This window comes from Nocardiopsis akebiae (genome assembly GCF_018316795.1).
Taxonomy (GTDB): Bacteria; Actinomycetota; Actinomycetes; order Streptosporangiales; family Streptosporangiaceae; genus Nocardiopsis; species Nocardiopsis dassonvillei.
The window spans coordinates 921,815-946,760 of record NZ_CP074132.1 but is presented as its reverse complement, the minus strand read 5'-3'; the positions used below and the strand labels follow the sequence as shown (position 1 = coordinate 946,760).

15 protein-coding genes are annotated in these 24,946 nt (G+C 75.2%); 6 read left to right on the top strand and 9 right to left on the bottom strand.

Annotation, left to right across the window (positions count from 1 at the left end):
* Positions 1–91: 91 nt before the first annotated feature.
* Positions 92–985, bottom strand: a complete 894-nt coding sequence (locus KGD83_RS04045) for an oxidoreductase (protein WP_212642584.1) — start codon at positions 983–985, stop codon at positions 92–94.
* Positions 986–1,232: 247 nt separating this feature from the next.
* Between KGD83_RS04045 and KGD83_RS04040 the strand changes: the two genes are divergently transcribed.
* Positions 1,233–1,826, top strand: coding sequence for a TetR/AcrR family transcriptional regulator (locus tag KGD83_RS04040; protein WP_212642583.1), 594 nt, complete (start codon positions 1,233–1,235; stop codon positions 1,824–1,826).
* A gap of 264 nt (positions 1,827–2,090) precedes the next feature.
* Here the strand turns inward: KGD83_RS04040 and KGD83_RS04035 are convergent, their stop codons facing one another.
* From KGD83_RS04035 to KGD83_RS04015, 5 genes are all read right to left on the bottom strand, one after another.
* The gene (locus KGD83_RS04035) at positions 2,091–2,879 is read right to left on the bottom strand and encodes an ABC transporter permease (protein WP_212642582.1); all 789 of its coding nucleotides are present in this window, start codon (positions 2,877–2,879) and stop codon (positions 2,091–2,093) included.
* Positions 2,876–3,928, bottom strand: coding sequence for an ATP-binding cassette domain-containing protein (locus tag KGD83_RS04030; protein ID WP_249352133.1), 1,053 nt, complete (start codon positions 3,926–3,928; stop codon positions 2,876–2,878). Before KGD83_RS04030 ends, KGD83_RS04035 begins: the two co-directional genes overlap by 4 nt.
* A gap of 65 nt (positions 3,929–3,993) precedes the next feature.
* Positions 3,994–4,203, bottom strand: coding sequence for an MbtH family protein (locus tag KGD83_RS04025; RefSeq protein WP_017563644.1), 210 nt, complete (start codon positions 4,201–4,203; stop codon positions 3,994–3,996).
* A gap of 11 nt (positions 4,204–4,214) precedes the next feature.
* Positions 4,215–14,513, bottom strand: coding sequence for a non-ribosomal peptide synthetase (locus tag KGD83_RS04020; RefSeq protein ID WP_212642581.1), 10,299 nt, complete (start codon positions 14,511–14,513; stop codon positions 4,215–4,217).
* Between the two features lie 592 nt (positions 14,514–15,105).
* The gene (locus KGD83_RS04015; RefSeq protein ID WP_212642580.1) at positions 15,106–15,288 is read right to left on the bottom strand and encodes a hypothetical protein; all 183 of its coding nucleotides are present in this window, start codon (positions 15,286–15,288) and stop codon (positions 15,106–15,108) included.
* A gap of 259 nt (positions 15,289–15,547) precedes the next feature.
* Here KGD83_RS04015 and KGD83_RS04010 point away from each other — a divergent pair, with 259 nt between their 5' ends.
* The 4 genes from KGD83_RS04010 (at position 15,548) to KGD83_RS03995 (ending at position 21,390) form a co-directional block, all read left to right on the top strand.
* Positions 15,548–17,161 (top strand): nucleotidyl transferase AbiEii/AbiGii toxin family protein, encoded by a 1,614-nt coding sequence (locus tag KGD83_RS04010; RefSeq protein ID WP_212642579.1) that lies wholly within the window; start codon positions 15,548–15,550, stop codon positions 17,159–17,161.
* A gap of 108 nt (positions 17,162–17,269) precedes the next feature.
* Complete coding sequence (locus KGD83_RS04005) at positions 17,270–18,991, top strand: sensor histidine kinase (protein WP_212642578.1); 1,722 nt, start codon at positions 17,270–17,272, stop codon at positions 18,989–18,991.
* 41 nt (positions 18,992–19,032) lie between these two features.
* The gene (locus tag KGD83_RS04000; protein WP_212642577.1) at positions 19,033–19,710 is read left to right on the top strand and encodes a response regulator; all 678 of its coding nucleotides are present in this window, start codon (positions 19,033–19,035) and stop codon (positions 19,708–19,710) included.
* Between the two features lie 348 nt (positions 19,711–20,058).
* Positions 20,059–21,390 carry an alpha/beta hydrolase family protein gene (locus KGD83_RS03995; protein ID WP_212642576.1) on the top strand — a complete coding sequence of 444 codons (1,332 nt, stop codon included), beginning with the start codon at positions 20,059–20,061 and terminating at the stop codon, positions 21,388–21,390.
* Between the two features lie 127 nt (positions 21,391–21,517).
* Here KGD83_RS03995 and KGD83_RS03990 read toward each other — a convergent pair whose 3' ends face one another.
* Both KGD83_RS03990 and KGD83_RS29280 read right to left on the bottom strand, forming a co-directional pair.
* Positions 21,518–22,453: an ABC transporter permease gene (locus KGD83_RS03990; protein WP_212642575.1), complete on the bottom strand. Its 936-nt coding sequence runs from the start codon at positions 22,451–22,453 to the stop codon at positions 21,518–21,520.
* A 74-nt stretch (positions 22,454–22,527) separates the two neighbouring features.
* Positions 22,528–23,826 (bottom strand): ABC transporter ATP-binding protein, encoded by a 1,299-nt coding sequence (locus tag KGD83_RS29280; RefSeq protein ID WP_212642574.1) that lies wholly within the window; start codon positions 23,824–23,826, stop codon positions 22,528–22,530.
* 191 nt (positions 23,827–24,017) lie between these two features.
* On the opposite strand from KGD83_RS29280, the gene KGD83_RS03980 reads away from it, so the two are divergent.
* Positions 24,018–24,212, top strand: coding sequence for a DUF1918 domain-containing protein (locus tag KGD83_RS03980; RefSeq protein WP_013155254.1), 195 nt, complete (start codon positions 24,018–24,020; stop codon positions 24,210–24,212).
* Positions 24,213–24,354: 142 nt separating this feature from the next.
* Here the strand turns inward: KGD83_RS03980 and KGD83_RS03975 are convergent, their stop codons facing one another.
* The gene (locus KGD83_RS03975; RefSeq protein ID WP_212642573.1) at positions 24,355–24,846 is read right to left on the bottom strand and encodes an FBP domain-containing protein; all 492 of its coding nucleotides are present in this window, start codon (positions 24,844–24,846) and stop codon (positions 24,355–24,357) included.
* Positions 24,847–24,946: the final 100 nt, after the last annotated feature.

The window sequence follows — 24,946 nt, the reverse complement described above, 5'->3', positions numbered from 1 at the left end:
CGCGCACCGCGGGACGGGTGTGCCGTTCCGGACCGGGCCCGGCGAGTCCCGTTCCGTCGCGACCCGGTCCGCCCCCCCGGTGCGCCGCCGGTCAGACCGGGTCGGAGGAGCGCAGCGGGAAGGCCACCCCGGTCATCTCCTCCGACAGCGCCCACAGGCGCTTGGCGGCGCGGCCGTCCCAGGCGGCCTCGCTCCGGCTGGACAGGGCGGGGGCGCCGCGCGTGCCTCCCATGGCCTTGGGCCCGGCGAAGGCCGCGCCGGGCACGTCCTGGGTGGCGGCGAAGATCGTGGGGAGGGCGCCGTTGGCGGCGCTCTGGGCGAAGACCTTGTTGCCGAGCATGAGGGCCGCCCTGGAGACCGGGTTGACCCCGTGGCTCTGGAGGTTGGTGGCCGCGTAGCCGGGGTGGGCGGCGGTGGAGAGCACCGGGGAGCCCACCGCCTCCAGGCGGCGCTGGAGCTCCAGCGTGAACAGCAGGTTGGCGAGCTTGGACTGGTTGTAGGCCCGGTAGGGCGTGTAGCCGTGGTCCAGGTTGACGTCGTCGAAGTCGATGCCCCGGGCCATGCGGTGCATTCCGGAGGAGAGGGTGACCACCCGTCCCGTGACGTGTTCCAGGAGCAGGTTGGTCAGGGCGAAGTGGCCGAGGTGGTTGACGCCGAACTGCGTCTCGAACCCGTCCTCGGTCACGCCCTTGGCGACCGCCATGACGCCCGCGTTGTTGATGAGCAGGTGGAGGTCTCCGCTCCAGGCCTCGGCGAAGGCGCGCACGGACGCCAGGTCCGCCAGGTCCAGGTGGCGCACCTCGGTGTCTCCCCGCACTCCGGCGGCCTCGGCGCGCCCCTTGGCCACGTCGCGCACGGCCATCACGACGCGCGCGCCCGCCCGGGCCAGGATGCGCGTGGTCTCGATGCCCAGGCCGCTGTTGGCTCCGGTGACGACCGCCGTACGGCCGCTCAGGTCGGGGATGCTGACCGCTGTGGTGTCCATTGCGCCACGGTAGGCGAGCGCACCCGGGCTGTCCATGGCGGTCACGGAGACCGCGTCCCCGGGATGTCCGCAGTGATCACAGCGGTCACGGAGACCACAGCGATCACCCCAGCCCCGGGCTGCCCCCGGTGCCCCCGGGCCGTCCCCGGTGCCCCGACACCCCCGGACCGTCCCCGGTGCCCGGACGCAACCGGGCCGTCCACGGCGGCCGCGAGAGCCTCCGGGGCGTCCGTCTATCCTGGTTTCCATGGTTGACCGCCCCTACCACCACGGAGACCTGCGCGCCGTCCTGCTCGCCAACGCCGAGCTTGCCCTGGCCGAACGTGGGCAGGCCGCGCTGTCCCTGCGCGAGATCGCCCGCGCGGCGGGGGTCAGCCACGCGGCGCCGGGCCGCCACTTCCGGGACAAGCAGGCGCTGCTGGACGCGCTCGCGCTCAGCGGTTTCGAGCGCCTGACCGAGCGCCTGGAGGCGGCGGCTCCCGAGGAGGGCGACGCGCGGACCCGTGTCCTCGCCCTGGCCAGGGCCTACGTGGGGTTCGCGGTGGAGCACGCCGCGCTGCTCGACCTCATGTACGCGCGCAAGCACGACCCCGACGTCTCCGAGCAGCTGTACGCCGCCGTGGGGCGGCTGCTCGAACGGGTGATGCGCCCCATCCTCGACGCCCAGGCCGCCGGGGAGATCGCGGGCGGCACCCCGGAGGCCGTCACGATGACCGTGTCCGCCGCGATGCACGGCCTGGTCGCGCTCACGGCCACGTCCTCCCCCGAGGAGGTCGACGCCAAGCTCGCGGAGATGGTCGGGGTGCTCTTCGAGGGCCTGGGGCCGCGCACCACAGGCTGAGCCCGCCCCTCACCACCGGTCGAGCCCGGGCCTCCCCACCGGCTGAGCCCCGGCCCCCGCCCCGCCGAGGGCGCGCGGAACACCGCCTCACGGGCTGGGCCCGACCCTCGCCAGCCCGAGCCCGCCGCTCCCCGCGTGGGACACCGCCTCACCGCCGCTCCCCCACCGGGGGAGACACGGGACACCGTCCCTCCCCCGGCCCTTCCGTCCTCCCCCGGCTCGACCGGCGAAGGCGCACCCCCTTCCCCGGCCCCGGACCGGCGCTCAGCGGCGGTTGATGCGCCGGTACTGCGCCAGCGCGACCGGGGCGAAGACCGCGATGATCGCCACCGAGCTGAGCACGGCGTACAGGGCGGCGTTGTCCGCGGGCCAGCCCGCGGGCGGGGCCAGGCCCTCCGGTGCGGGGTTGTCGAACAGCCCGCGCACGGCGGTGGCCACGGCGGTCACCGGGTTCCACTCGGCCACGGTCCTCAGGGGCGCGGGCATGGCGGCGATCGAGACGAACGCGCCCGAGACGAAGGTGACCGGGAAGAGCCAGATCAGCCCCAGGCTCTGGGCCACCTCGACGCTGCGCGCGGTCAGGCCGATCACCGCACCGATCCACGACACCGCGAAGGCGAACAGGAACAGCAGCAGGAACCCCGCCACCGCGTCCGCCAGCCCCCCGTTGATCCGCCAGCCGATCGCCAGGCCGCACGCGACGATGACCGCGACCGACAGCGCGCTGACGGCCAGGTCGGAGGTGGTGCGGCCGAGGATGACGGCCATGCGCGACATGGGCAGCGACCGGTAGCGGTCGATCAGGCCCTTCTGGAGGTCGTTGGCCAGCCCGATCGCGGTGAGCGAGGCGCTGAAGGTCAGGGTCTGCACGAAGATTCCCGCGACGAGGAACTCGCGGTAGGAGTCGCCGCCCAGGCTCCCGCCGAACACGTAGGCGAGCAGCAGCACGAAGATGACCGGTTGCACGATCGCGGTCACCAGGGACCCCGGCGTGCGCCGGACGTTGAGCAGGTTGCGCCAGGCGACGACGCCTCCGTCGCGGACGGTGCTCACGAGAGGGCCTCCTCGGGTCGGGGGGCACCGGCTCCGCGGTCCCCGCCGCCGTCCCCGCCGCCCCCGCCGCTATCCCCGTCCGGGGCTCCCCCGGCGCGGCGTCCGGTCAGTTCGAGGAAGACGTCGTCCAGGGTGGGGCGGCGCAGGGACACGTCGAGCACGCCGACGCCGCGGGCGTCGAGTTCGGCCAGCACGTCGCTGAGGGTCTTGTGGCCGTTGGCCACGGCCACCGAGGCCCGCCGCGCCTGCGGGTCGACGGTGGGTTCGCCCGAGCCCGCGGCGGCCAGCACCCCGCGCGCCTCGGGCAGGTCGGCGCCGTGTTCCAGGACCAGGTCCAGGCGCTCGCCCCCGACCTGGGTCTTGAGCTCGTCCGCGGTGCCCCGGGCGATGACGCCGCCCTGGTCGATGACCACGATGCTGTCGGCGAGCTGGTCGGCCTCCTCCAGGTACTGGGTGGTGAGCAGGACGCTGGTGCCCCGCCCGACCAGTTCCGAGACCACAGCCCAGGTGTCCATGCGCCCGCGCGGGTCGAGCCCGGTCGTGGGCTCGTCGAGCACGACCACCGGCGGGTCGGCCACCAGGGCCCCGGCGAGGTCGAGCCTGCGGCGCATCCCGCCGGAGTACTGGCCCGCGCGGCGGTCGGCGACGTCGTCCAGGCGGAAGCGGCGCAGCAGGGCGTCGGCCCGGCGGTGCGACTCCGCGCGGCCCATGCCGTAGAGCATGGCCACCATGAACAGGTTCTCGTGGCCGGTGAGCTTCTCGTCCACGGCGGCGTACTGGCCGGACAGGCCGATGGAGGCGCGCACCCGGCCCGGGTCGCGCACGGCGTCGTGCCCGGCCACCCGGATGGTGCCGGAGTCGGGCCGGGTCAGAGTGGTGATGGCCCTGACCGTCGTGGTCTTCCCGGCTCCGTTGGGCCCGAGCAGGCCCAGCACGTGGCCGCGCGGCACATCCAGGTCGATGCCGCGGAGCGCCTGGTGCGCCCCGAAGGCCTTCGTCAGTCCCCGGACCTCGATCATGGGGCCCTGCGGCGGCCGATGGCTGCCCATGTCACTCCCTCGTGGTGGGCGGGCCCGCCCCGCGGTTCGGGGACGGGTGCCCGCGTCGATCGGTGTCAGCCCCGGTCCAGGTCGCGTACGCGGCGGGGTCTCATGTCGGTCCAGTTCTCCTCGATGAACTCCAGGCAGGCCTGGCGCTCGTCGGGTCCGTGCAGGACCGCCCAGCCCGCGGGTACCGCGAGGAACTCCGGCCACAGCGAGTGCTGGCCCTCGTCGTTGACGAGCACGAGGAAGCGGCCGTCCTGGGCGTCGAAGGGGTTGGTCATCGGTGCCTCTCTCAGATGGTGGAAGGTGTGGGCCGGTCGGCGCCGGGCAGCCGGAGCGCCCGGTCCAGGCGCTCCCTGAGCGCGGGGCCGATCTCGGCGAGGGCCTCGTCGCGGTTCATGAGGGAGTGCGCGGCGTCGACGGGCCGGTCGTCGATCCCCCCGGTGACGTACGGCGCCCACGACCGCGCCTCGGGCGAGTCGGGGCCGCGCCCCCGGGTGGCGGTGAAGAACAGCACGTCGCCGTCGTGGAGTCCGGGTTCCGCCGCGCGCAGCAGGGCCGCGTGGTGCAGGAAGTCCCCGGCCAGGCGCTTGACGGTGTCCTCGTCCAGGGCGCCCATCGGGTTGTGCTCGCGGCGCAGGACCTCCAGGACGCCCGCCGCGTCCAGCCCGTCCGCCTCACCGGGCTCGGGCGCGTAGCCCAGGGCGTGGAGGTAGGCGGTGAACATCGCCGCGTCGTCGGCGAAGTCGGCGTTGCGCTCCTGTCCGACGGGGAAGGCGTCCATGATCGCCAGGACGGCGACCCGCTCCCCCTGCTCCCGGAGCCGGGAGGAGATCGCGTGGGCGATGTTGCCGCCGAAGGACCACCCGAGCAGGTGGTAGGGGCCGTGCGGCTGGACGGCGCGGATGTGCGCGATGTAGTCGTCGGCCAGCTCGCTGACGGTGGCCGCCCCGGCGGGGTGGTCGGTCTCGACGGCGGGCGACTGGAGCCCGTAGACCGGCTGGTCGGGGTCCAGTCGGCGCAGCAGGCCCGCGTACCCCCAGGCCAGTCCGCCCGCGGGGTGGACGCAGAACAGCGGCGGGCGCGATCCGCCGGGCCGCAGGGCCAGCAGGCGGGCGAGGCTGTCGCGGGGCGAGCCGTCCTCGGTGGCGGCCAGCAGCAGGGACACCGTGGGGAACCGGAACAGCATCGGCACGGTGACCTCGACGCCCAGCGCGGTGCTGAGGCGGTCCACGAGCCCGGGCGCGAGCATGGAGTGCCCGCCCAGCTCGAAGAAGTTGTCGTGGACGCCGACGGTCGGGCGGCCCAGCGCCTCGGCGAACAGGGCGCACGCCTCGGCCTCGTGGGGTCCGCGCGGCACGCCCCGCACCTCGTCGACGCCGAAGTCGGGTTCGGGCAGCGCGGCGCGGTCGAGCTTGCCGTTGGGCGTCAGGGGCAGCGCGGTCATCGGCACGAAGGCGGTGGGGACCATGTAGTCGGGCAGGGACGCGGCGGCGTGCCCGCGCAGCAGTTCCACGGGCGGCGCCGTGCCGTCGCGGCCCACGACGTAGGCGACCAGTTGGCGCCCGGTCGCGGGGTCCTCGCGCACGACGACCGCGCACTCGGCGACGTCGGGGTGCTCTCCCATGACCTGGGCGACCTCCCCGGGTTCGATCCGGAAGCCGCGGATCTTGACCTGGTCGTCGACGCGGCCGAGGAACTCCAGTGCTCCTGCGGCGCCCCAGCGCGCGAGGTCGCCGGTGCGGTACATGCGGTCGCCTCCCCCGGAGAAGGGGTCGGCGATGAAGCGCGCCCCGGTCAGGGCGGGCTGGCTGCGGTAGCCGCGGGCCACGCCGGTGCCGGAGATGTACAGTTCGCCGACGGCCCCGGCCGGGACGGGCTGGAGCCCGCCGTCGAGGACGTAGACCCGGCTGTTGGCCACCGGGCGGCCGATCACCGGGCCGGGCTGCTCGCCGACGGCGGCGATGACGCTGTCCACGGTGCACTCGGTGGGACCGTAGAAGTTGTAGGAGCGCACCGAGGGCCGCGATCCCAGTTCGCGCCACAGGTCGGCGTCGACGGCCTCGCCGCCCAGCGCCACCACCCCGGGGCCGCCGTCGCCGTCGAACAGTCCCTCGGCCATGAGCTGGCGGACGTAGGTGGGCGTGGTCTCGATGGAGTCGATGCCCTCCCCGCGCAGGTGGGCGACCATCGTCCTGGGGTCCTTGCGCAGTTCGTCGTCGACGATGTGGAGTTCGTGCCCGTCGACGAGCCACAGGACGGGGTCCCAGGAGGCGTCGAAGGCCACCCCGGCCGTGTGCGCCACCCTCAGCCTGCCGCCGCGCTGGCGCGCCGCGGGGGCGAAGAGGTCCTCCCGGTGCTGGGCGTAGAGGTTGACCAGCGAGCGGTGTTCGACCTCCACGCCCTTGGGGCGTCCGGTGGAGCCGGAGGTGTAGATGACGTAGGCGACGTCGGAGCCGTCGACCGGGCGGACCGGCCGGGTGCGGCGCTCGCCGACCAGCGGGACCCGGGGCAGCGGCCCGTCGAGCACCAGGGCCGGGTGGCCCTCGGGCACGCGGTCGAGCAGGTCGGAGACGGTGACCACCAGGGTGGGCCGCGCGTCGTCGAGCATGTGCGCGACGCGGGCGTCGGGGTAGCCGGTGTCGATCGGCAGGTAGGCCGCGCCGCTCTTGAGGACGCCGAGCAGGACGGTGACGGTGCGCGCGGACCGGGGCAGCAGTACGGCGACGGTGTCCCCGGCGCCGATGCCCTGCCCGCGCAGGGCCAGGGCCAGCAGGTCGGCCCACTGGCGCAGCGCTCCGAAGCTCACCCGTTCGCCGCCGTGGACGAGCGCGGTGTCGCCGGGTGAGGCGGCGGCCCGGTCGTCGAAGAGGTCGACCAGGGTGGTGGCGGGGAGGGCGCGGCGGCAGCCGCTGCCGCCGCCGAGCAGGCTCTCGCGCTCGGCGGGGGTGAGCACCTCCAGCCGGCCGAGCACGGTCGAGGGGTCCTGGGTGGCCTTCTCCAGGAGCAGGACCAGGCGTTCGACCAGGCTCCGCGCGGTGGCGGGGTCGAACATGGCGGCGCTGTACTCCAGGGTGCCCTCGATGCCGTCGGGCGCGCCGAGGTGGTCGGTGCGCTCGCCCAGCGTGAACAGCAGGTCGAACTTGGCCTCGCCGCCGCCCACGCCCGGCTGCGGCTCGACGCGCAGGCCGGGCAGTTCGACGGTGGCGTCCTGGGTGTTCTGCAGGGCCAGCATGGTCTGGAAGAGGGGGTGGCGGCCCAGGGCGCGCTCGGGGCGCAGGCGTTCCACGACCCTCTCGAAGGGCACCTCCTGGTGGGCGTAGGCGGCCAGGCCGTCGTCGCGCACCCGCCGGAGCAGTTCGTCGAAGGTCGGGTTGCCCGAGGTGTCGGTGCGCAGCACCAGGGTGTTGACGAAGAATCCGACCAGGTCGTCCAGCGCGTCGTCGGTGCGCCCGGCCACCGGGCTGCCGATGACGACGTCCTCGCCCGCGCCCAGCCGGGTGTAGAGCGCCGCCAGTCCGGCGTGCAGCACCATGAACAGGCTGGCCGAGGAGGAGCGGGCCAGCGCGAGCAGCCTGCGGTGCAGGGTCCGGTCGATGCGGACGGGCACCGAGCCCGAGGGCTGGCGCGAGGACAGCGGCCGGGGCCGGTCCGAGGGCAGCCGCAGCTCGCCCGGGGCGTCGGCCAGGCGGTCGGTCCAGTAGTCGAGCTGGCGGCTGACCAGGCTGTCGGGGTCCTCCTCCGAGCCCAGCAGCGCCTCCTGCCACAGGGTGAAGTCGGCGTACTGGACGGGCAGCGGGTTCCAGCGCGGCGGGACGCCCTCGGTGCGGGCCGCGTAGGCGGTGGACAGGTCGCGTGCCAGGGGGACGGTCGACCACGCGTCGCCCGCGATGTGGTGCACGACCACCAGGAGCAGGTGGTCGTTGGCGCCCCGGGACAGCAGGTGCGCGCGCAGCGGGCGGTCCCGCCGCAGGTCGAAGCCCTGGGAGGCCAGGGCGTCGAGGCGCTCGCGCAGGTCCTCCTCCCCGTCCACGGGGACCACGTCCAGCCGCGTCGGGGCCCCCTCGGGGTCCAGGACCAGCTGGTGGGGGACGCCGTCGTCGTCGGGGAAGACGGTGCGCAGGCTCTCGTGGCGCCGGGTGAGGTCGGCGAGCGCGCCGCGCAGCGCGGCGGTGTCGACGTCGCCGGTGAGCCGCAGCGCCATGGTGATGTTGTAGTCGGCGGCGTCGGGGTCCATGCGGTTGAGGAACCACAGCCTGCGCTGGGCGTGCGAGAGCGGGACGCGGACCGGGCGCACGGCGGGGCGCAGCGGCGCCTGCGCGCGGCGGCCCGAGTCCAGGAAGGTGGCCAGCCTGGCCACGGTGGGCGCCTGGAACAGGGCCCGGATCTGGAGTTCCACGCCCAGGACGGAGCGGATGCGCGCCACCAGGCGGGTGGCGAGCAGGGAGTGGCCGCCCAGGGCGAAGAAGTCGTCGTCGATGTCCACCTCGGGCACCCCGAGGGTCTCGGCGAACAGCGAGCACAGGGTGCTCTCGTCGCCGGTGCGCGGGCGGCGGCCCCGGACCGTGGCGGGGCCGGGGTCGGGCAGCGCGCGCCGGTCGAGCTTGCCGTGCGGGGTGAGCGGCAGCGCGGGCAGCTCCGTCACGGTGGCGGGCACCATGTGCTCGGGCAGGCGCGCCGACAGGTGGGCGCGCAGCTCACCGGGGTCGAGGCGGCGGCCCTCGCGGGGCACGGCGTAGGCGAGCAGGCGGGCGTGCTCGGTCCCGGCCCCGGCAGCGACCACGGCGGCCTGTGCGACGTCGGGGTGGGCGGCCAGGACGCCCTCGGTCTCGCCCGGTTCGATCCGGAAGCCCCGGATCTTGACCTGGTCGTCGGCGCGGCCGACGTAGCGCAGCGCCCCGTCGGCGCGGCGGGTGACCAGGTCGCCGGTGCGGTACATGCGCGCTCCGGCGGCGCCCTCGGGGTCGGCCGTGAAGCGCTCGGCCGTGAGCGCGGCCCTGCCCCGGTACCCCTGCGCCAGTCCGGCGCCGTACAGGTACAGCTCGCCGACGACGCCGGGCGGCACGGGCCGCAGGCGCGCGTCGAGCACGCGCGCGCCGGTGTTGGCCACCGGGCGGCCGATGACGGGGTCGGCCTCGGTGGCGGAGCTGGCCATGACGCTGTCGACGGTGCACTCGGTGGGGCCGTAGAGGTTGAGGGCGGTCACGCCCTCGGTGGCGCGCAGCTCCCGCCACAGCGCCGGGGGCACCGCCTCGCCGCCCAGGGCGACGATCCGGGGGCCGCCGCCGTCGGCGAGCAGGCCCGCGTCCATGAGCTGGCGGGCGTGGCTGGGCGTGACCTCGACCGCCTCGATCCCGTCGGCGCGCAGGCGCCGGGCCAGGAGCGCGGAGTCGCGGCGCACGTCCTCGCCGACCACGTGCAGTTCGTGTCCGGCGACCATCCACAGGATCGGGTCCCAGGAGGCGTCGAAGGCCACCCCGGCCGTGTGGGCCACCCGGAGCGGGCGCCCGTCGGCGCGCTCGGCCGGTGCGAACACGCGCTCGGCGTGGGAGTGGAACAGGTTGGCCAGCGCCCGGTGTCCCACGGCGACGCCCTTGGGCAGGCCGGTGGAGCCGGAGGTGTAGATGAGGTAGGCGGTGTCGTCGGGGCGCGGGGGGCGCGGTCGGACCCCGCTGGGCGCGCACAGGGACGGGTCGTCCACGGCCACCCGGGGCAGGTCCCCGGGCAGCGCGACCGGCTCCTGCCGGGTGGTGACCACGCAGGAGGGGCGGGCGTCGGCCAGCAGGGCGGCCACGCGCTCGGGCGGGTAGGAGGTGTCCACGGGCAGGTAGACCGCGCCGCTGGAGAGGACGCCGAGCAGGGCGGCGACCGTGTGCGCGGACCGGGGCAGCGCGACGGCGACGACGTCGCCGGGGCCGGTCCCCCGTCCGGCGAGGACCCCGGCGATGCGCCGGGCCCGGGCGTCGAGTTCGGCGAAGCGGACCCGCTCGTCCCCGGAGACGACCGCGGTCGCCTCCGGTGCGGTGCGGACCCGCTCCTGGAACAGGTCGACGAGGGTGTGGCCGGGGACGGTCCCGCGGGCGCGCTCGTCCTCGGCCCGTTCCACGGCCCGCTCGTCGGCGGTGCGCAGGTCGGGGGCGCTGACGGGGGCGCCGGGGTCGGCGACCAGGGCGGTCAGGAGCCGCACGTAGCGGTCCGCGACCAGTTCCGCCGTGGCGGGGTCGAACAGGTCGGCGCTGTACTCCAGGGTGCCGCCGATCCCGGCGTCGGCCGTCTCGCCCAGGCTGAGCGAGAGGTCGAACTTGGCGCCGCCCGGTGCGGCGCCCGGCTCGGTCCGCACGGTGCAGCCGGGCAGGTCGAGGACGGCCTCGGGGGTGTTCTGGAGGGTGAGCATGGTCTGGAACAGCGGGTGGCGGCCCGTGGCGCGCGCGGGGTTGACCTCCTCGACCACGCGCTCGAAGGGCACGTCCTGGTGGGCGAAGGCGGCCAGGTCGGCGGCGCGCACGCGGTCCACCAGGTCGGTGAAGGTCGGGTCGCCGGAGGTGTCGGCGCGCAGGGCCAGGGTGTTGACGAAGAACCCGACGAGTTCGTCCAGCGCCCCGTCGCCGCGTCCGGCCACGGGGGTGCCCACGACCACGTCCTCCCCCGCGCCGAGCCGGGTGAGCAGCGCGGCGAGTCCGGCGTGCAGGACCATGAAGGGGCTGGCGCCGCGGGCGCGGGCGAGGTCGGCCAGGGCGCGGTGCAGCCCCGGTCCGATCTCCAGCGGGACGGAACCGGCGCCGCGCTCGGGCTCGGCGGGCCGCGGCCGGTCGAAGGGCAGGCGGGCCTCCTCGGGGGCGTCCGCCAGGGCGTCGCGCCAGTAGGCGAGCTGCCGGGCGCCGGTGGAGCCGGGGTCGGACTCGTCGCCGAGCAGTTCGTGCTGCCAGAGCGTGTAGTCGGCGTAGTGCACCGGCAGGGGCGTGAACCGGGGCGTTTCCCCCGCGTGCCGGGCGGCGTAGGCCTCGGCCAGGTCGCGGCCCAGCGGCGCGAGCGACCAGCCGTCGCCCGCGATGTGGTGCACGACCATCAGGAGCACCGCGTCGCCGGAGTCGAGCGTGAACAGGCGGACCCGCAGCGGTGTGTCCAGGGTGAGGTCGAAGCCGCGGGCGGACTCGTTGGCCAGCAGCCGCGGCAGGGACTCCTCGGTGCAGCGGACCGTGGTGAGGTCGGTGCGCGCCTCGTCCGGGGCCAGCACCTGCTGGAGGGGTCCGTCCCCGTCGTCGGGGAAGAGCGTGCGCAGGGTCTCGTGGCGGGCCACGACGTCGCGCACCGCGGACAGGAGCGCGTCCGGGTCGAGGTCGCCGCCCACGCGCAGGGCGACGGGGATGTTGTAGGAGCCCGCGGCCGGGTCCATCCGGTTGACGAACCACAGCCGCCGCTGGGCGGGCGACAGCGGCAGCCGCTCGGGGCGGGGGCGCGGCCGCAGGGCCGGGGCCGCCCCGTCGCCCTCGCGCAGGACGGCGGCCAGGCCGGCGGGGGTCGGGTGCTCGAACAGGTCACGGATGGACAGCGCGCCTGCCTCCAGCTCGGTGCGCACGCGCGCGGCCAGCCGGGAGGCGGTCAGCGAGTGGCCGCCCAGGGCGAAGAAGTCGTCGTCGGCGCCGACCTCGTCCACGCCCAGGACCTCGGCGAACAGCGCGCACAGGACGCGTTCGCGCTCGGTGGCGGGCGGGCGGGAGGCGGTGGCCGCCTGCTCGGGGGCGGGCAGCGCCGCGCGGTCCAGCTTGCCGCTGGGGGTCAGCGGGAGGGTGTCCACGCGCACGAGCGCGGACGGGACCTGGTGGGCGGGCAGCCGCTCGGCGGCGTACTCGCGCACCGGGCCGGTGTCCAGACCGGGTTCGCCCACGACGTAGCCCACCAGCCGCGCCCGGTCGCCCTCGGACACGGCCACGACGGCCGCCCGCGCGACCGCGTGGTGGCTCTCCAGGACCGCGGCCACCTCGCCGGGTTCGATCCGGAAGCCGCGGATCTTGACCTGGTCGTCGCCGCGGCCGACGAACTCCAGTGCGCCGTCGGGTGCGCGCCGCACGAGGTCGCCGGTGCGGTACATGCGGCCGCCGTCGGCAGCGAACGGGTCGGCGACGAACCGCTCGGCGGTGAGTTCGGGGCGGTTGAGGTAGCCGCGCGCCAGGTTGGCGCCCGCGAGGTAGAGCTCGCCCACGGCGCCGTCCGGGGCGGGTGCGAGCCCGCCGTCGAGGACGTAGCCGCGGCCGTTGGCCACCAGCGCGCCCAGGTCGGGGCCGGTGGCGCCGGTGACGGTCGCGGTCATGCTGTCGACCGTGGTCTCGGTGGGCCCGTAGAGGTTGAGGGCCAGGACGGGGGCGTCGGCCAGTGTCCGCCACAGTCCGGTGTCGACGGCCTCGCCGCCCAGGGCCAGGACCGAGGGGCCGCCGTCGAGCAGCCCCTCGGCCAGCAGCGCCCGGGCGAAGGAGGGCGTGGTCTCCACGGCGTCGATCCGCTCCCGGCGCAGGTGCGCGACCAGCGCCTCGGGGTCGCGGCGGACCTCGTCGGCCACCAGGTGCACCTGGTGGCCGTCGAGCATCCACAGGACGGGGTCCCAGGAGGCGTCGAAGGACAGGCCCGCGGTGTGGGCGGCGCGGGCCGGGCGGCCCAGGCGCCGGCGGGTGGGCCCGAACAGGTGCTCGCGGTGGTGCAGGAGCAGGTTGAGCAGGGACCGGTGCTCGACGGCCACGCCCTTGGGGCGGCCGGTGGAGCCGGAGGTGTAGATGACGTAGGCGAGGTCGTCGGGGCCGGGCGGCGCGACGCCGTCCGCGGCGGGCGGACCTGCGGGCTGCCCGTCGATCTCGGCGCGGGTGGCGGGGTCGTCCAGCAGCACGGTGCCCTTGCCCGAGGCGGTCTCGGGGGCGGTGGAGCCGACGGCGACGGTCAGGGCGGGGTCGGCGTCGGCGGCCATGGCAGCCAGGCGTGCGGCCGGGTAGGAGGGGTCCAGGGGCAGGTAGGCAGCGCCCGACTTGAGCACGGCGAGCAGCGCGACCGGCAGGTCGGTCGTGCGCGGCAGCCGCACGGCCACCAGGGTGCCGCGTCCGGCGCCCCGGTCGGCCAGGTGGCGGGCGAGGCGGTCGCTGCGCGCGTCGAGGTCGGCGAAGGTCAGGCGGCCGTCCGGGGCGGTCACCGCGGCGTCGCCGGGCGCCTTGCGCACGCGGTCGCCGAACTCGGTGAGGACCGTGTGCGGGGGCAGGTCGCGGACCTCCCCGGTTCCGGCGGCGAGCAGGGCGGCGCGCTCGCCGTTCTCCAGCAGGTCGACGCGGCCCACGGCCGTGGCGGGGTCCTCGCCGAGGGCGTTGAGCATCCGCAGGAAGCGCCGCTGGTGCTCCTCCAGCCGGGCCGGGGTGTAGAGGTCGGCGCTGCCGTCGAAGTCCACGCGGATGTCGCGTTCGGCCGTGATGCCGTGGACGACGATGGACAGGTCCTCGACCGGGCCGATGGCCAGGTTGTGCGCCGTCGCGGGCAGTCCGGCGAAGGTGAGTTCGCGCCCGACCGGCATGATGTTGACCGAGGGGCCGGTCAGCCGCCCCTCGCCGGGGGCGATGCGGCGCATCTCCTCGTAGCGGGTCCGCTGGTGGCGCAGCACCTGGCGGGCCTCCCGGGCCACGTCGCGGGTCAGGGACTCCAGGGACTGCTCCGGGCGCACCCGTACGCGCAGGGGCACGATGTTGGACAGCATCGAGGGGACCGAACGGGCCAGCGCGTTGCGGCGCGCGGTCACCGGCAGGCCCAGGACGACCTCGTCGGCGCCGGTGGCGCGGTGCACGTAGGCGGCCGTGGCGGCGAGCACGGCGGAGTGCAGGCCGGTGCCCGCGGACCGCGCGGCGGCCACCGCCCCGGCGGCGTCGGCGCGGCGGATGTGGACGGTGGAGCGGTGCAGGGCGCGGGGCATGCGCTCGGGCGCGGCGGCCAGTCCCGCGGGCTCGACGTCCTCGGCCAGCCGCCCGGCCCAGAACTCCCGGTCGGCGCGGGCGGTCTCGGAGTCGCCGTACTCCGCCTCGGCGTCGAGCAGGTCGTGGAGCGAGCCGAACGGGGAGGGTCCCGGGTCGCGGCCCTCGGTCATGGCGTCGTAGTGCTCGGTGATGCGGCCGAGGACCAGCATCGCGCCGTAGCCGTCCAGCAGCAGGTGGTGGACGCGCTGGTAGCAGTAGTTGCGGTCGTCGGAGAGCCGGAACAGCACCTCGGCGAAGAGCTCGCCCCGCGCCATGTGGGGCCTGTCCAGGTCCTCGCGCATCCACGCGAGCGCGACGGCGTCGGGGTCGTCCTCGCCGCGCAGGTCCACCACTTGCAGGCGCCAGTCCTCGGGGTACTCGACCCGCTGCCAGGGGCCCTCCTCGTCCTCACCGAAGGCCAGGTGCAGGGCCTCGGCCTCCAGGACAGCGCCGCGCACGGCGTCCGCGAAGCGGTCGGTGTCCAGCTCCCCGCGCAGTTCGACGTACTCGGCGATGTTGTACAGCGGGTTGTCCGGGTCGAGCTGCTGCGCGTACCACAGCCCCTTCTGGGCGGCGGTCAGGGGGAGTCTGGCGGACGGCTGATGATGCGGCATCGACTACCTTCCGTTCGCGCCGCGAGGGCGGCTTCTGTGCGTGGCACTCACGGGTGCGGGCGTCCGGTCCGCTCTCGGCCCGGTTGCGGCTGTGAACCGGCGGAAGCGGGTCCGGACGCGACCGTGTGCGGGGTGTTGCGTGACGCGGCCGGGTGTGGGGTCCGGCGCGCGAAGCAGCGGGACGGCTACGGAGTGGCACCGGTTTCGGGCGCTGTGCCGCCCGGGATTCCGGCCCGTTGACGTCCTGTGTGCCGGTCACACGTTCTGGGTGTCATTCGTGGCTCATGCGAGGTTTGGACGGGATGACCTGAATCACACCGAGTGGGCTCACACTCTGCGGGTGTGTCCAGGGGCGCCGACCGCGGTGCCGCCCGTGCCGCGGGCGCGGTGCGGTCGGCGCGCTGTGGGCGCGGGTGCGGTCGGTGCCCGTGTGCGCGGATGCGAGTCCGCACGGGTGGGCGGCCGCGTCCCGGAGGGGCGCCGCGAGTGCGGAGCCGCGCTGGTGCGTTTTCGCTGGTGGGAGACCGCACGTACGCGCCCCGAGCGGCCACGGGGACCGCGGGCACCGTCCGTCCCGCGGCCCGGCCGCGGGCTAGTTGTTGATCTGGTAGTTGCCGATGAACAGGGTGATCAGGCTGGTGTCTCCGAGCAGCGAACCGAGGAGGCCCCCGGAGCCGTCGGCAGCGGCGGCGGGGGCGGCCGAGCCCAGGAAGAGGGCGGCTCCGGCGAGGGAGGCGACGGCCAGGGCTGCGGTCCGGCGGGCGAGGGAGAACATGACGGGTTCCTTCCGTTCGGTCGGTGCGTCTACCGATGGCGGGTGCCTCTGGTGATCCGTAGCGGGGGGTGTGTCCGGATTGGTGCAAAAGTTGTCAAAAACCAAGAACCCTCCTGAACTTCGCTTACGCCGCGAAATCATGCGTGCTCCTCCTGGGACCCGAGAGGCGCAGCGGCACCGAACCGGACCGCTGTCCCGCACGTCCCACGGGCGAGGTACCCCCGGGGCGCAAGGCCCCCGAGACAGAAGAAGGCCCCCGATGGAGTTCTCCGGTGACTTCGAGACCCACCTGACCCTGGACGCGACCGCCCCCGGGCGCGTCGCGGAGGCGTCGGAGTGGGCGCGCGAGCACGGGCTCAAGTTCACCCACATCGAGCTGGACCGTGGCGAGTCCCCGTCACAGCCGATGGTCACCTACCACTCCGACGGGAGCACCCTGGCGCGGGAGCTGGCCGTGGCGGAGCGTTGGGCGGCCCTGCTGTCAGGGGCCGGGTTCGCGGTCACCCGCACCAAGCTGGAGGTGTCCCGCCGGGCCGCCGGGGTCCCCTGGGACCGGGAGGAGGCCGAGCTGACGCCGGAGTCGTGCTACTTCGAGACGCACGTCAAACTCCTGCTCCCGGCGTCGGCCGATCTGGCGGCGCTGTCCGCGATCGTGGAACCCCACCGCGCCCGGCTGTCGCGCAACGCGCGCAGGGTCCGCGACGACGGCTTCCAGGAGCGGTTCGTCACCCAGCGGTGCTCACGCGTGGGCCACAGGGAGGCCGCCCGGTTCGAACACGCGCTGTTGAAGGCCCTGGAGAGGGCCGGGGTGACCTTCGAGGACAAGGCGGGGTGGCAGCCCAGGGTCCTGTCGGTGGAGCGGGAGTTCGTCGTCCACGACACCGCCCTGTCCGTGGACGCGGGGTGGCTGGACGCCGCCCCGGTCGAGGACGCCGACGACGTGCCGCCGGGCGAGTACGCGCCGGACAGCTACCGGCAGCGCCCGCCCGGCACCTACGTGCCCAACACCGACGGCCCCGAGGCGAGCCAGGGGAAGGTGTTCGACCCCGCGCTCAAGCACCTGGACGCCGCCTATCGGGCGGGAGAGCCGGTGTTCGCCGACACCGGCCTGGGCTTTCGCTGGTGGGAGGCCAACCGGCGGGCGATGGAGCTGGCCCTGCGCGCGATCGCGGGCACGCCGTGGCGGGACGGCCTGGTGCTGCGCGGCAGCATGCTCATGCCGGTGTGGGCGGGCGACGCCGCCCGGCGCCCCCGGGACCTGGACTTCGTGGTGGTCCCGGCCGAGACCGCCGCGTTCGGCGACCCGGCCGACCGCATGTTCGCGGACGTGGTCGGGGCCGTCACCGGGGCGTCCGCGCAGGGGATCTCCTTCGACGCCGAGGGCGTGCGGCTGGAGAGCATCTGGACCTACGAGCGGGCGCCGGGCCGCCGCGTGGTCGTCCCGTGGCGGGCCGGGGGCCTGCCCCCGGGCACCGTGCAGATCGACGTGGTGTTCAACGAGTCGCTGCCCGAGCCGCCGGTGGCGGTGTCGGTGGCGGGGGCGGACGTGCTGGCGGCCGGGGCGGAGCTGTCCCTGGCCTGGAAGGTGCTGTGGCTGTACACGGACACCTACCCGCAGGGCAAGGACCTCTACGACGCGGTCCTGCTGGCCGAGAGCGCGCGGCCCTCGCGCGAACTGCTGGTGAGTGTGCTGCGCCCCGAGCTGGGAGAGCGGGCCGAGACCGTGGACGAGCGCTTCCTGCGGGAGGAGGTCAGCCTCGACTCCGACGAGTGGGACGACTTCGTCAGCGACTGCCCGTGGGTGGAGGGCGGCGCGGGAGAGTGGGTGGACCGCTTCGAGGCGGCGATGGCCCCCGCGTTCCGGGGGGAGTGAGCGGACCCGTCCCTCCGCGCGGCGGGAAGGTTCGGCGCGGCTCCGGAGACACCGGTCGACGGGCGTGCTGGCAGGGGTGCTGACTTGAGGGCTGACTAGCCTGTGGCCATGCGGGAGATCCGGAGAGAACCGCGCGGGTGGGCACGTCCGGCCTTCGAGGCCGTGCTGTGGGCCCTTCTGGGCGCGCTGATCGTGATCGAGCTCTCCGGGGTCCGCGACCGGCCGCCGGTCCTCGAAACGTGCCTCCTGCTGGCCGCCCTGGCCGTCGCGGCGGCCCTGTCCCGTCCCCTGCCGTTCGTCTCGCTGGGCGTCATGCTCAGCGGGGCGGTCCTGCAGACGTCCGCCTCGGGGTTCCTGGTGGTGGAGACCACCGTGATCGCGCCCTGGCTGGCCGTGGCTGTGCTGGCGCTGCTCACCGGCCTGCGCTCGGAACGGGTGCGCCCGGTGGTGGCGATGGTGGTCGCGGCGTGCTCGTTCACCCTCGTCCTGCACCTGTCGGCGGGGCTGGTGTCCGGCACGGGCGTCCGCGCGTTCCTGTCCGACTCCGTGGACTGGCTGGGCGCCGTCCTCGTCATCGCGCTGAGCACGCTCGCCCCGTGGCTGTTCGGCCGCTACCAGCGCCTGCGCCGCAGGGTGTGGCGGGGCGGCTGGGAGATCGCCGAGCGCATGGAGCGGACCCGCGCGGCCGAGGCCGACCGGGCCCGCCTGCGGGAGCGCGCCCGGATCGCGACCCGGATGCACGACTCCCTCGGCCACGACCTCGCGCTGATCGCGGTGCGCGCGGCGGCCCTGGAGATGACCGCGCCGGAGGGCTCCGAGCAGGGACGGGCAGCCGGTGAGCTGCGCACGGCGGCGCACGAGGCCAACCTGCGGCTGCGGGAGGTCATCGGGGTGCTGCGCGAGGACGACGACGGTGACGGCGGTGGCGACGGCCGCGGCGAAGCCGCTTCCGGACCGGGCGTCGCCGGGCCGAGTCCGGGCGGGTTCGACGCGGGCCCGCTGACCACAGGCGAGCCGAACGCGGGCGAGTCGGTGGCGGCCCTGGTGCAGCGCGCCTCGGACGCCGGTATGCGGGTCCGGCTGCTGCGGGAGGGCCCCGACCCGGACCCGTCCGCACCGGGCGGGGGCGCCGTGCACCGGGTGGTCCAGGAGGCGCTGACCAACGCGGCCAAGTACGCGCCGGGGGCGGAGGTGACCGTGCGGGTGGTCCGCGAGGACGACCGGACCCGGGTGTCGGTCAGCGACACAGGACCGCCGGAGGCCGTGCGGACGGTGCTGCCCGCGCGGAGTGGGGACGGGTCCGGCCTGGCCGGGCTGCGCTCCCTGGTGGAGGGGCTCGGCGGGAGCTTCGCCGCGGGCCGGGAGGAGGGCGCGGGATTCGCCGTACGGGCGACCGTGCCCGACCCCGGCGCCGGGGGCGGGGCGGAGGAGCCCGGGGAATCGGAGACGCGTCGCGCCCACGGCGAGGCCCGCGCCCGCGCGCGGCGCCGGCTGGTGGCCGCCGTGGCCGTTCCGGCAGCGCTGGGCCTGGGGCTGGTGGCGGTCGGCTTAGGCCTGCTGTCCTGGGTGGGTACCAACACCGTCCTGCCCGCGGAGCGGTACGAGCGGTTGTCCGTGGGGGACGACCGGGAGCGGGTGGAGGGGGTGCTCCCCCGGTTCTCCTATCCCGAGGGTTCGGTGTCGGCCCGGGCCTCCGAACCGTCCGCGCCGCCCGGCGCCCGGTGCCTCTTCTACCTGTCCCGGTACGAGAACGGGCTGCCGCCGGTGTACCGGCTGTGCTTCGAGGGCGGTGTCCTGGTCGCCAAGGACGAGATCCAGCGGACCGACTGACCTGGCGGCGCACTGGCCGGACGGCGCAGTAGGGTGTCGGCGTGAACGCGACAGACGGCGCCGGGGCGCTTCGCGTCGTCCTCGCGGACGACGAGGCCATGATGCGCGCCGGACTGCGCGCGATCCTGTCGGCGGCGCCGGGGATCGAGGTGGTGGGCGAGGCCGGGGACGGCGACGCCGCCGTGGCACTGGTCGCCGAGCACCGTCCCGACATCGCGCTGCTGGACGTGCAGATGCCCGGCACGGACGGCCTGGCCGCGACGGAGGCCATCGCCCGGGAGCACCCGGAGACGGCGGTCGTCATCCTCACCACGTTCTCCGAGGACGCCTACATCGCGCGGGCCCTGTCCGGGGGCGCCAGCGGGTTCGTGCTCAAGAGCGGGAACCCCCGGCAGCTGGTGGAGGGGCTGCGCGCGGTCGCGGAGGGCGGGGCGTACCTGTCGCCGGAGGTGGCGCGCCGGGTGATCGACGAACTGGACTCCTCCGGGGGGCGGCTGTCCCGCGCGTCGGCGGCGCGGGAGCGGGTCGGGCGGCTCACCGAACGCGAACGCGGGGTGCTGGCGCTGGTCGGCCAGGGGTGCTCCAACGACGAGATCGCGCGCCGCCTGGCCATCGCCCCGGGCACGGTCAAAGTGCACGTGGGGTCGATCCTCACCAGGCTCGACGTGCGCAACCGGGTGCAGGCCGCCGTGGTGGCCTACGAGGCCGGACTGGTCTGAGCCGGACCGGCCTGAGGCCGCGGTCCAGTCCCGGTCCGGTCCCGGCGCGCTGGGCGAGGGGCCCACCGGTGGAAGCCGTCCGCGGGCGCCGACCGGCCCGGGGATGCGGGTTCATGGACGCGGGTCCACAGGTTTTCCACAGGCGGGGATCGGGGCTGGCGGCGGGAGTAGCCGCTGCGGTTCGATGGAATCGGGGGGTCCCCAGGGCCCTCTCCGTCGGCGTGCCCTCACCCCGTTCCCCACGCCCCGACCCGCCGCTCCCACCGCCCGCCCTACCCCTTTGTGCCTACCCGCCCGCTGCCGTCCAGGCGATGCGCGCCGGGCGTCCCGGCCCCGAGCATGGCTGGCATGAACACCACCAACTCCGTCCGCGCCAGGCGCGCGACCGCCTACGGGTCGGCCGCCCTCGTCCTCGCCGCGGCGTTCTCGATCCCCACCGCCCTCAACGCGGCCACCGACTCCGGGAGCGTGGTCCTCACCGCGCCCGAACCCACCGGCCCGCACGCCGTCGGCCGGACCGAACTGCACCTGGTCGACCCCGACCGCGGCCACCCCTGGGTGGAGGAGGCCACCGAACGGGACGTCATGGTCAGCGTCTGGTACCCGGCCGGAGAAGGCACCGGCGCGGACGGGGAGGGCGGCGCCTCCGCCGGGGCCGGCACGGGCACCGGCGAACCCGCGCCCTACGTCACGCCCTCCGTCTCCGGGGTGCTCAAGAGCGAACTGGAGCAGGGAGGACTCCACCGCGACAGCGTCGACTTCGACGCCTTCCGGGTCAACGCCCTCCAGGACGTCCCGGCCGCCGACACCGGCCCGTTCCCCGTCATCCTCTACTCCCCGGGGCTGGAGCAGTCCCGGTTCCTCAACGCCCTGCACCTGGAGGAACTCGCCTCCCACGGGTACGTGGTGGCCGCCGTGGACCACCCCTACGAGACTCTCGCCGTGGACATGCCCGACGGCCGGGTACTGCGCACGAGCGCCCCCTCCTTCAGCACCGGGGCCCTCAAGGAGGCCGTCGCGGTCCGGCGCGCGGACACCCGCCTGGTCCTGGACGGGCTGACCGCGCTCGCGGAGGGCGACAGCCCCGACGCGGGCGGCCAGGAGCCCCCCGAGGGCCTGGGCGGGGCGCTGGACCTGGACGCGGTGGGCATGTTCGGCCACTCCGCCGGAGGGCTCACCACCGCCGAGGTGATGCTGGAGGACGACCGCGTCGACGCGGGGCTGGACCTGGACGGCACCATCGGCTACCACGTCGGCGACGAGGTGTGGTCGGAGGCCAACCTGCGGGGCGCCGACCGCCCCTTCGCGCTCCTGACCGCGGGGAGGGCCGGGGCCGGGCTCGAACCGCACCACAGCGGATACAGCGCCGGGTTCCGGACCTTCGTGGACGCCTCCTCGGTGGACGTCCTGGAGCTGTACATGGCCGAGGGCGAGCACTTCAGCTACACCGACCACCAGTGGGTTCTGCCCGGCGTCGACGAGGCCCTCCAGCCCGGCAACCGCGCCTGGCCCGACCTGGTGGAGGGGGCGATCGGCACCGTCGACCCCGAGGAGTCCGTCCGGGCGCAGCGCGCCTACGTCACGGCCTTCTTCGACGCCCACCTGCGCGGTGGGCGGGACCCGATCCTGGACGGCCCGTCGCCGGACCTGCCCGCGATGGAGTTCGTCGGCGAGGACTAGTCCCCGGGCGGGCGCCGGGAGGGCTCGGGCCAGGCGCCCGCACCCGGCACCGCGGAGGCCCGGAACGCGCCTTGCGCGTCCCGGGCCTCCGGCCACCGGTAGGGCCCCGTCAGGCTCCTCCGGTCCTTTACACGTCACGCACGCGCAGCTCGGTGTGGGCCACGATCTGCGCGGCCAGGGCCCAGCCCACGACCGCGGCGATGTTCACCGGCCCATCGTGCGGGGCCGTGTAGAAGCCCACGTCACCGCCCGCGTAGAACTCGATTCCGGCCGTTCCCGGCATCAGCGCCGCGAAGTCGCTGATCATCTGCACCTGGGAGAGCTGCATGACCATCGGCAACCCCATGAGCAGCAGGAACCCCACGATGAACGTGCCCGGCATGCTCCGCGTCGCCGTGCCGATCCCGACGAACAGCACCGCGAACAGCGCCATGCACACGCCCGCGCTCAGCGACGTCGCCAGGGTCCCGGCGACGTCGGCGGAGGCGTACCGGCCGACGAACACGCTCAGCACCGCGACCGCCGTCACCGTGGCGAGCACGCCCGCCGCGAAGGCGAGTGCGGAGGACACCAGCGTGCGCGCGACCAGCACGGTCCCCCGGGCGGGCCGCCACAGCAGGGTGCTGGTGACGCTGCGGTTGCCGAACTCCCCGGTCGCGGTCAGCGCGGCCATCACCAGCACGGCGATCTGCACCAGGTAGAAGTGCCCCTGCGAGGTGAGCCGCATGAACGCGGCGCCGTCCGCCTCGTCCGGGTTCTCCATGATCCGGGTCCACTCGGTGTAGCCCATGATCGCGGCGAACACGGCCATGCCCGCCAGCGCGGCGCCGAACGCCCACCACGTGGAGCGCAGGGACGACTGCCGGATCCACTCGGCGGCGACCTCCCGGAACAGGTCCGTCCGGGGGCGGCCCCCGGAGCGGTCGGCCCCCGCCACGGCCGCCTCCACCGTTCCCGCTGCTCGCCGCGGTCCCTCGTCGCTCGCGGGGGTTCCGGACCCCTCCTTCACACCCGTCGCACCCGTCGCACCCGTCGCACCGAACACCCTCGACTCACCCGTCATGCTCTCCTCACCCCTGTCGTCCCGCCCGCTTCGGTTTCCGCCCCGGGCCCTCTCCCCTTCCTCCCACCACCGGTTCACCGGGACCTCCCGCGTCCCAGGCGGCGCAGTGGCCCGGCCGGTCCCGCGGTACTCCCGGGAGACACCGGGTCCCCGGCGGCGGGTCCCGTGTCCCCCGGCGCGTTCCCCGAAGCGTTCTGGCCGGAGGCGGGCCCGGAGCGGACGCCGTACTCGACGGAGTCCCCGGTCAGTTCCAGGTAGGCCTCCTCCAGCGAGGCCTCCTCCAGCCGGAGCCCGTGGACCCGTGCGCCCACGGCGTGCGCGTGGTCGCCGACCTCCGCCACGCCGAGCCCGAACACCCTCAGACCGCTGCTCCGGCCGTCGCCCCGGTCCCAGCCGTCACCCCGGTTCCGGCTGCCGTCTCGGCCCCGTCCATCACCGGCACCCCGTGCTGATCGCTCGGCACCGGAGTCACCGCTGTCCCGGACATCTCCTACGCTTCCGGGTTCCCCGCCGACACGGACACCTCTCGCGCTTCCGGGTTCCCCACCGTCCCGGACACCCCCGCCGTCACGGGCGTCACCGGCTTCCCTGACTCCCCGAACACCCCTGTCGTCCCGGGCGTCCTCCGCCGCCTCGGTCCGCACCGACGGCCCAAGCCGCTCCAGCCCCTCCCGCAGCCTCGCGGCGTCCGGGCTGCGCACCAGCACGTGCGTGCGCGACCAGGCCGCGATGACCTCGGAGATCGGCGCGTCCGCGATCAGCCGCCCCCGGCCCACCACGACCAGGTGGTCGGCGACCATCTCCATCTCGCTCATCAGGTGGCTGGAGACGAACACGGTGCGCCCCTCGTCGGCGAGTCGCCGCGTCAGGTCGCGCATCCACCGCACGCCGTCCAGGTCGAGCCCGTTCACCGGTTCGTCGAACAGCAGCACCCCCGGGTCCCCCAGCAGCGCGTCCGCGACGCCCAACCGCTGGCGCATGCCCAGGGAGTACCCGTGCACCCGCTGGCGGGCGACGCCGGTCAGGCCGACCTCCTCCAGCACCTCGTCCACCCGGCTCCTCGGAATCCCGCCGCCCGCCGCCTTCGCGGTCAGGTGGGCGCGGGCGCTGCGTCCGGGGTGGGCGGCGTCCGGCGACAGCAGGGCGCCGACCTGCCGCGTCGGCCGGTCCAGCCGCGCGTACTCCCGGCCGTTGACCAGGGCCTGCCCCGACGTGGGCCGGGCCAGGCCCAGCATCATCCGCATGGTCGTGGACTTGCCCGCGCCGTTGGGCCCCAGGAAGCCCGTCACCCGCCCGGGTTCGACGGTGAAGGTGAGGCCGTCCACCGCCGTCCTGCCCCCGTAGCGTTTGGTCAGTTCGCGCACCGTGAGCACGGTTTCCCCTCTCTTCCGCTCTCGTGGTGCACCACGCTAGGAAGAGTGGCCCCCGCCCCGCATCTGTGGTTCGTCGGGGACCGGATACGCACTTGTGCCTACCCGGCGCCCGCGCGGGGCCGTTTCGCCGGACCGGCGTTTCGGGTAGGTCCCGTGGGTGACGGCCAACCGGTCGAACGGGGGGAGAGGTCATGCGGGCGTCCATCGGCGACTACGTGCGTACGCACGGGGTCGTGAGCACCGAGGGTCAGCACGTCGGGGAGATCGTGGAGGTACGCGGCGCCGACGACGGGCCGCCGTACGTGGTGCGGTTCCCGGACGGGGAGGAGCGGCTCGTCTATCCGGGGCCGGAGACGGTGGTGGAGCCCCGGCACCCGGTGGACTGAGCGGTGCCGGAGGGGGCCGCCGGGACAGCCGGGACACCCGGTCCCCGGGGGCGGGTCCGGCGGCGGCCCGTGACACGTCGGGCACACGGGACGGCGGCGGGCGTGGCGCCCGCCGCCGTGGTGTCCGGGGCCCGCCCGCGGGTCAGGCCGACAGCCGGTCCAGGAAGCCGCCCAGGTTGGCCGAGGCGCGGGCGATCTGCTCGTCCACGGTGAGGGACTCCTCGAAGCGCCCTCCCTGCTCCGGCTCCTTCTTCCCGCGGATGTACAGCGAGCAGGCGAAGTCGGTGCACATGTACAGGCCCACCGTGCTGCCGTCCTTGCCGGCGCGCTTCGCCTTGGGCGCGGCCAGCAGTGCCACGCCCCGCCCGGGGTGCGTGGTCAGGCACACCGAGCACATGCTCCGGCGCAGCCCGGCGCGGACGTTGGACAGGCGGAAGGCCACGCCGACGAGCCGGTCGCCGCGCTCGGTGACCAGGTAGGCGCGTTCGTGCGCGGTGTGGTCGCGCCAGCCGAGGAAGTCCAGGTCCTCCCACGGGCGCCGGTCCAGGTCGCGCGGCAGCGAGAGCCGCTGCGCCTCCCCCTTCGAGCAGTTCACGAACGACGTCCGGATGTCCCGCTCAGTCAAAGCTCTCATGGGAGGGACGCTAACGCCGCAGGTCGGGCCCGGGCAACGTTTTTACGGCGCGGCGTACCGTCCCCGTGCTGGCCGGAACCCCCGCACCGCCGCATGTCCG

Excerpts from the sequence above, each read along its gene's own strand:
- KGD83_RS04045 (WP_212642584.1), bottom strand. The coding sequence starts at position 985 with ATGGACACCACAGCGGTCAGCATCCCCGACCTGAGCGGCCGTACGGCG.
- KGD83_RS04040 (WP_212642583.1), top strand. The coding sequence starts at position 1,233 with ATGGTTGACCGCCCCTACCACCACGGAGACCTGCGCGCCGTCCTGCTC.
- KGD83_RS04030 (WP_249352133.1), bottom strand. The coding sequence starts at position 3,928 with ATGGGCAGCCATCGGCCGCCGCAGGGCCCCATGATCGAGGTCCGGGGA.
- KGD83_RS04025 (WP_017563644.1), bottom strand. The coding sequence starts at position 4,203 with ATGACCAACCCCTTCGACGCCCAGGACGGCCGCTTCCTCGTGCTCGTC.
- KGD83_RS04020 (WP_212642581.1), bottom strand. The coding sequence starts at position 14,513 with ATGCCGCATCATCAGCCGTCCGCCAGACTCCCCCTGACCGCCGCCCAG.
- KGD83_RS04015 (WP_212642580.1), bottom strand. The coding sequence starts at position 15,288 with ATGTTCTCCCTCGCCCGCCGGACCGCAGCCCTGGCCGTCGCCTCCCTC.
- KGD83_RS04010 (WP_212642579.1), top strand. The coding sequence starts at position 15,548 with ATGGAGTTCTCCGGTGACTTCGAGACCCACCTGACCCTGGACGCGACC.
- KGD83_RS04005 (WP_212642578.1), top strand. The coding sequence starts at position 17,270 with ATGCGGGAGATCCGGAGAGAACCGCGCGGGTGGGCACGTCCGGCCTTC.
- KGD83_RS03995 (WP_212642576.1), top strand. The coding sequence starts at position 20,059 with ATGAACACCACCAACTCCGTCCGCGCCAGGCGCGCGACCGCCTACGGG.
- KGD83_RS03990 (WP_212642575.1), bottom strand. The coding sequence starts at position 22,453 with ATGACGGGTGAGTCGAGGGTGTTCGGTGCGACGGGTGCGACGGGTGCG.
- KGD83_RS03980 (WP_013155254.1), top strand. The coding sequence starts at position 24,018 with ATGCGGGCGTCCATCGGCGACTACGTGCGTACGCACGGGGTCGTGAGC.
- KGD83_RS03975 (WP_212642573.1), bottom strand. The coding sequence starts at position 24,846 with ATGAGAGCTTTGACTGAGCGGGACATCCGGACGTCGTTCGTGAACTGC.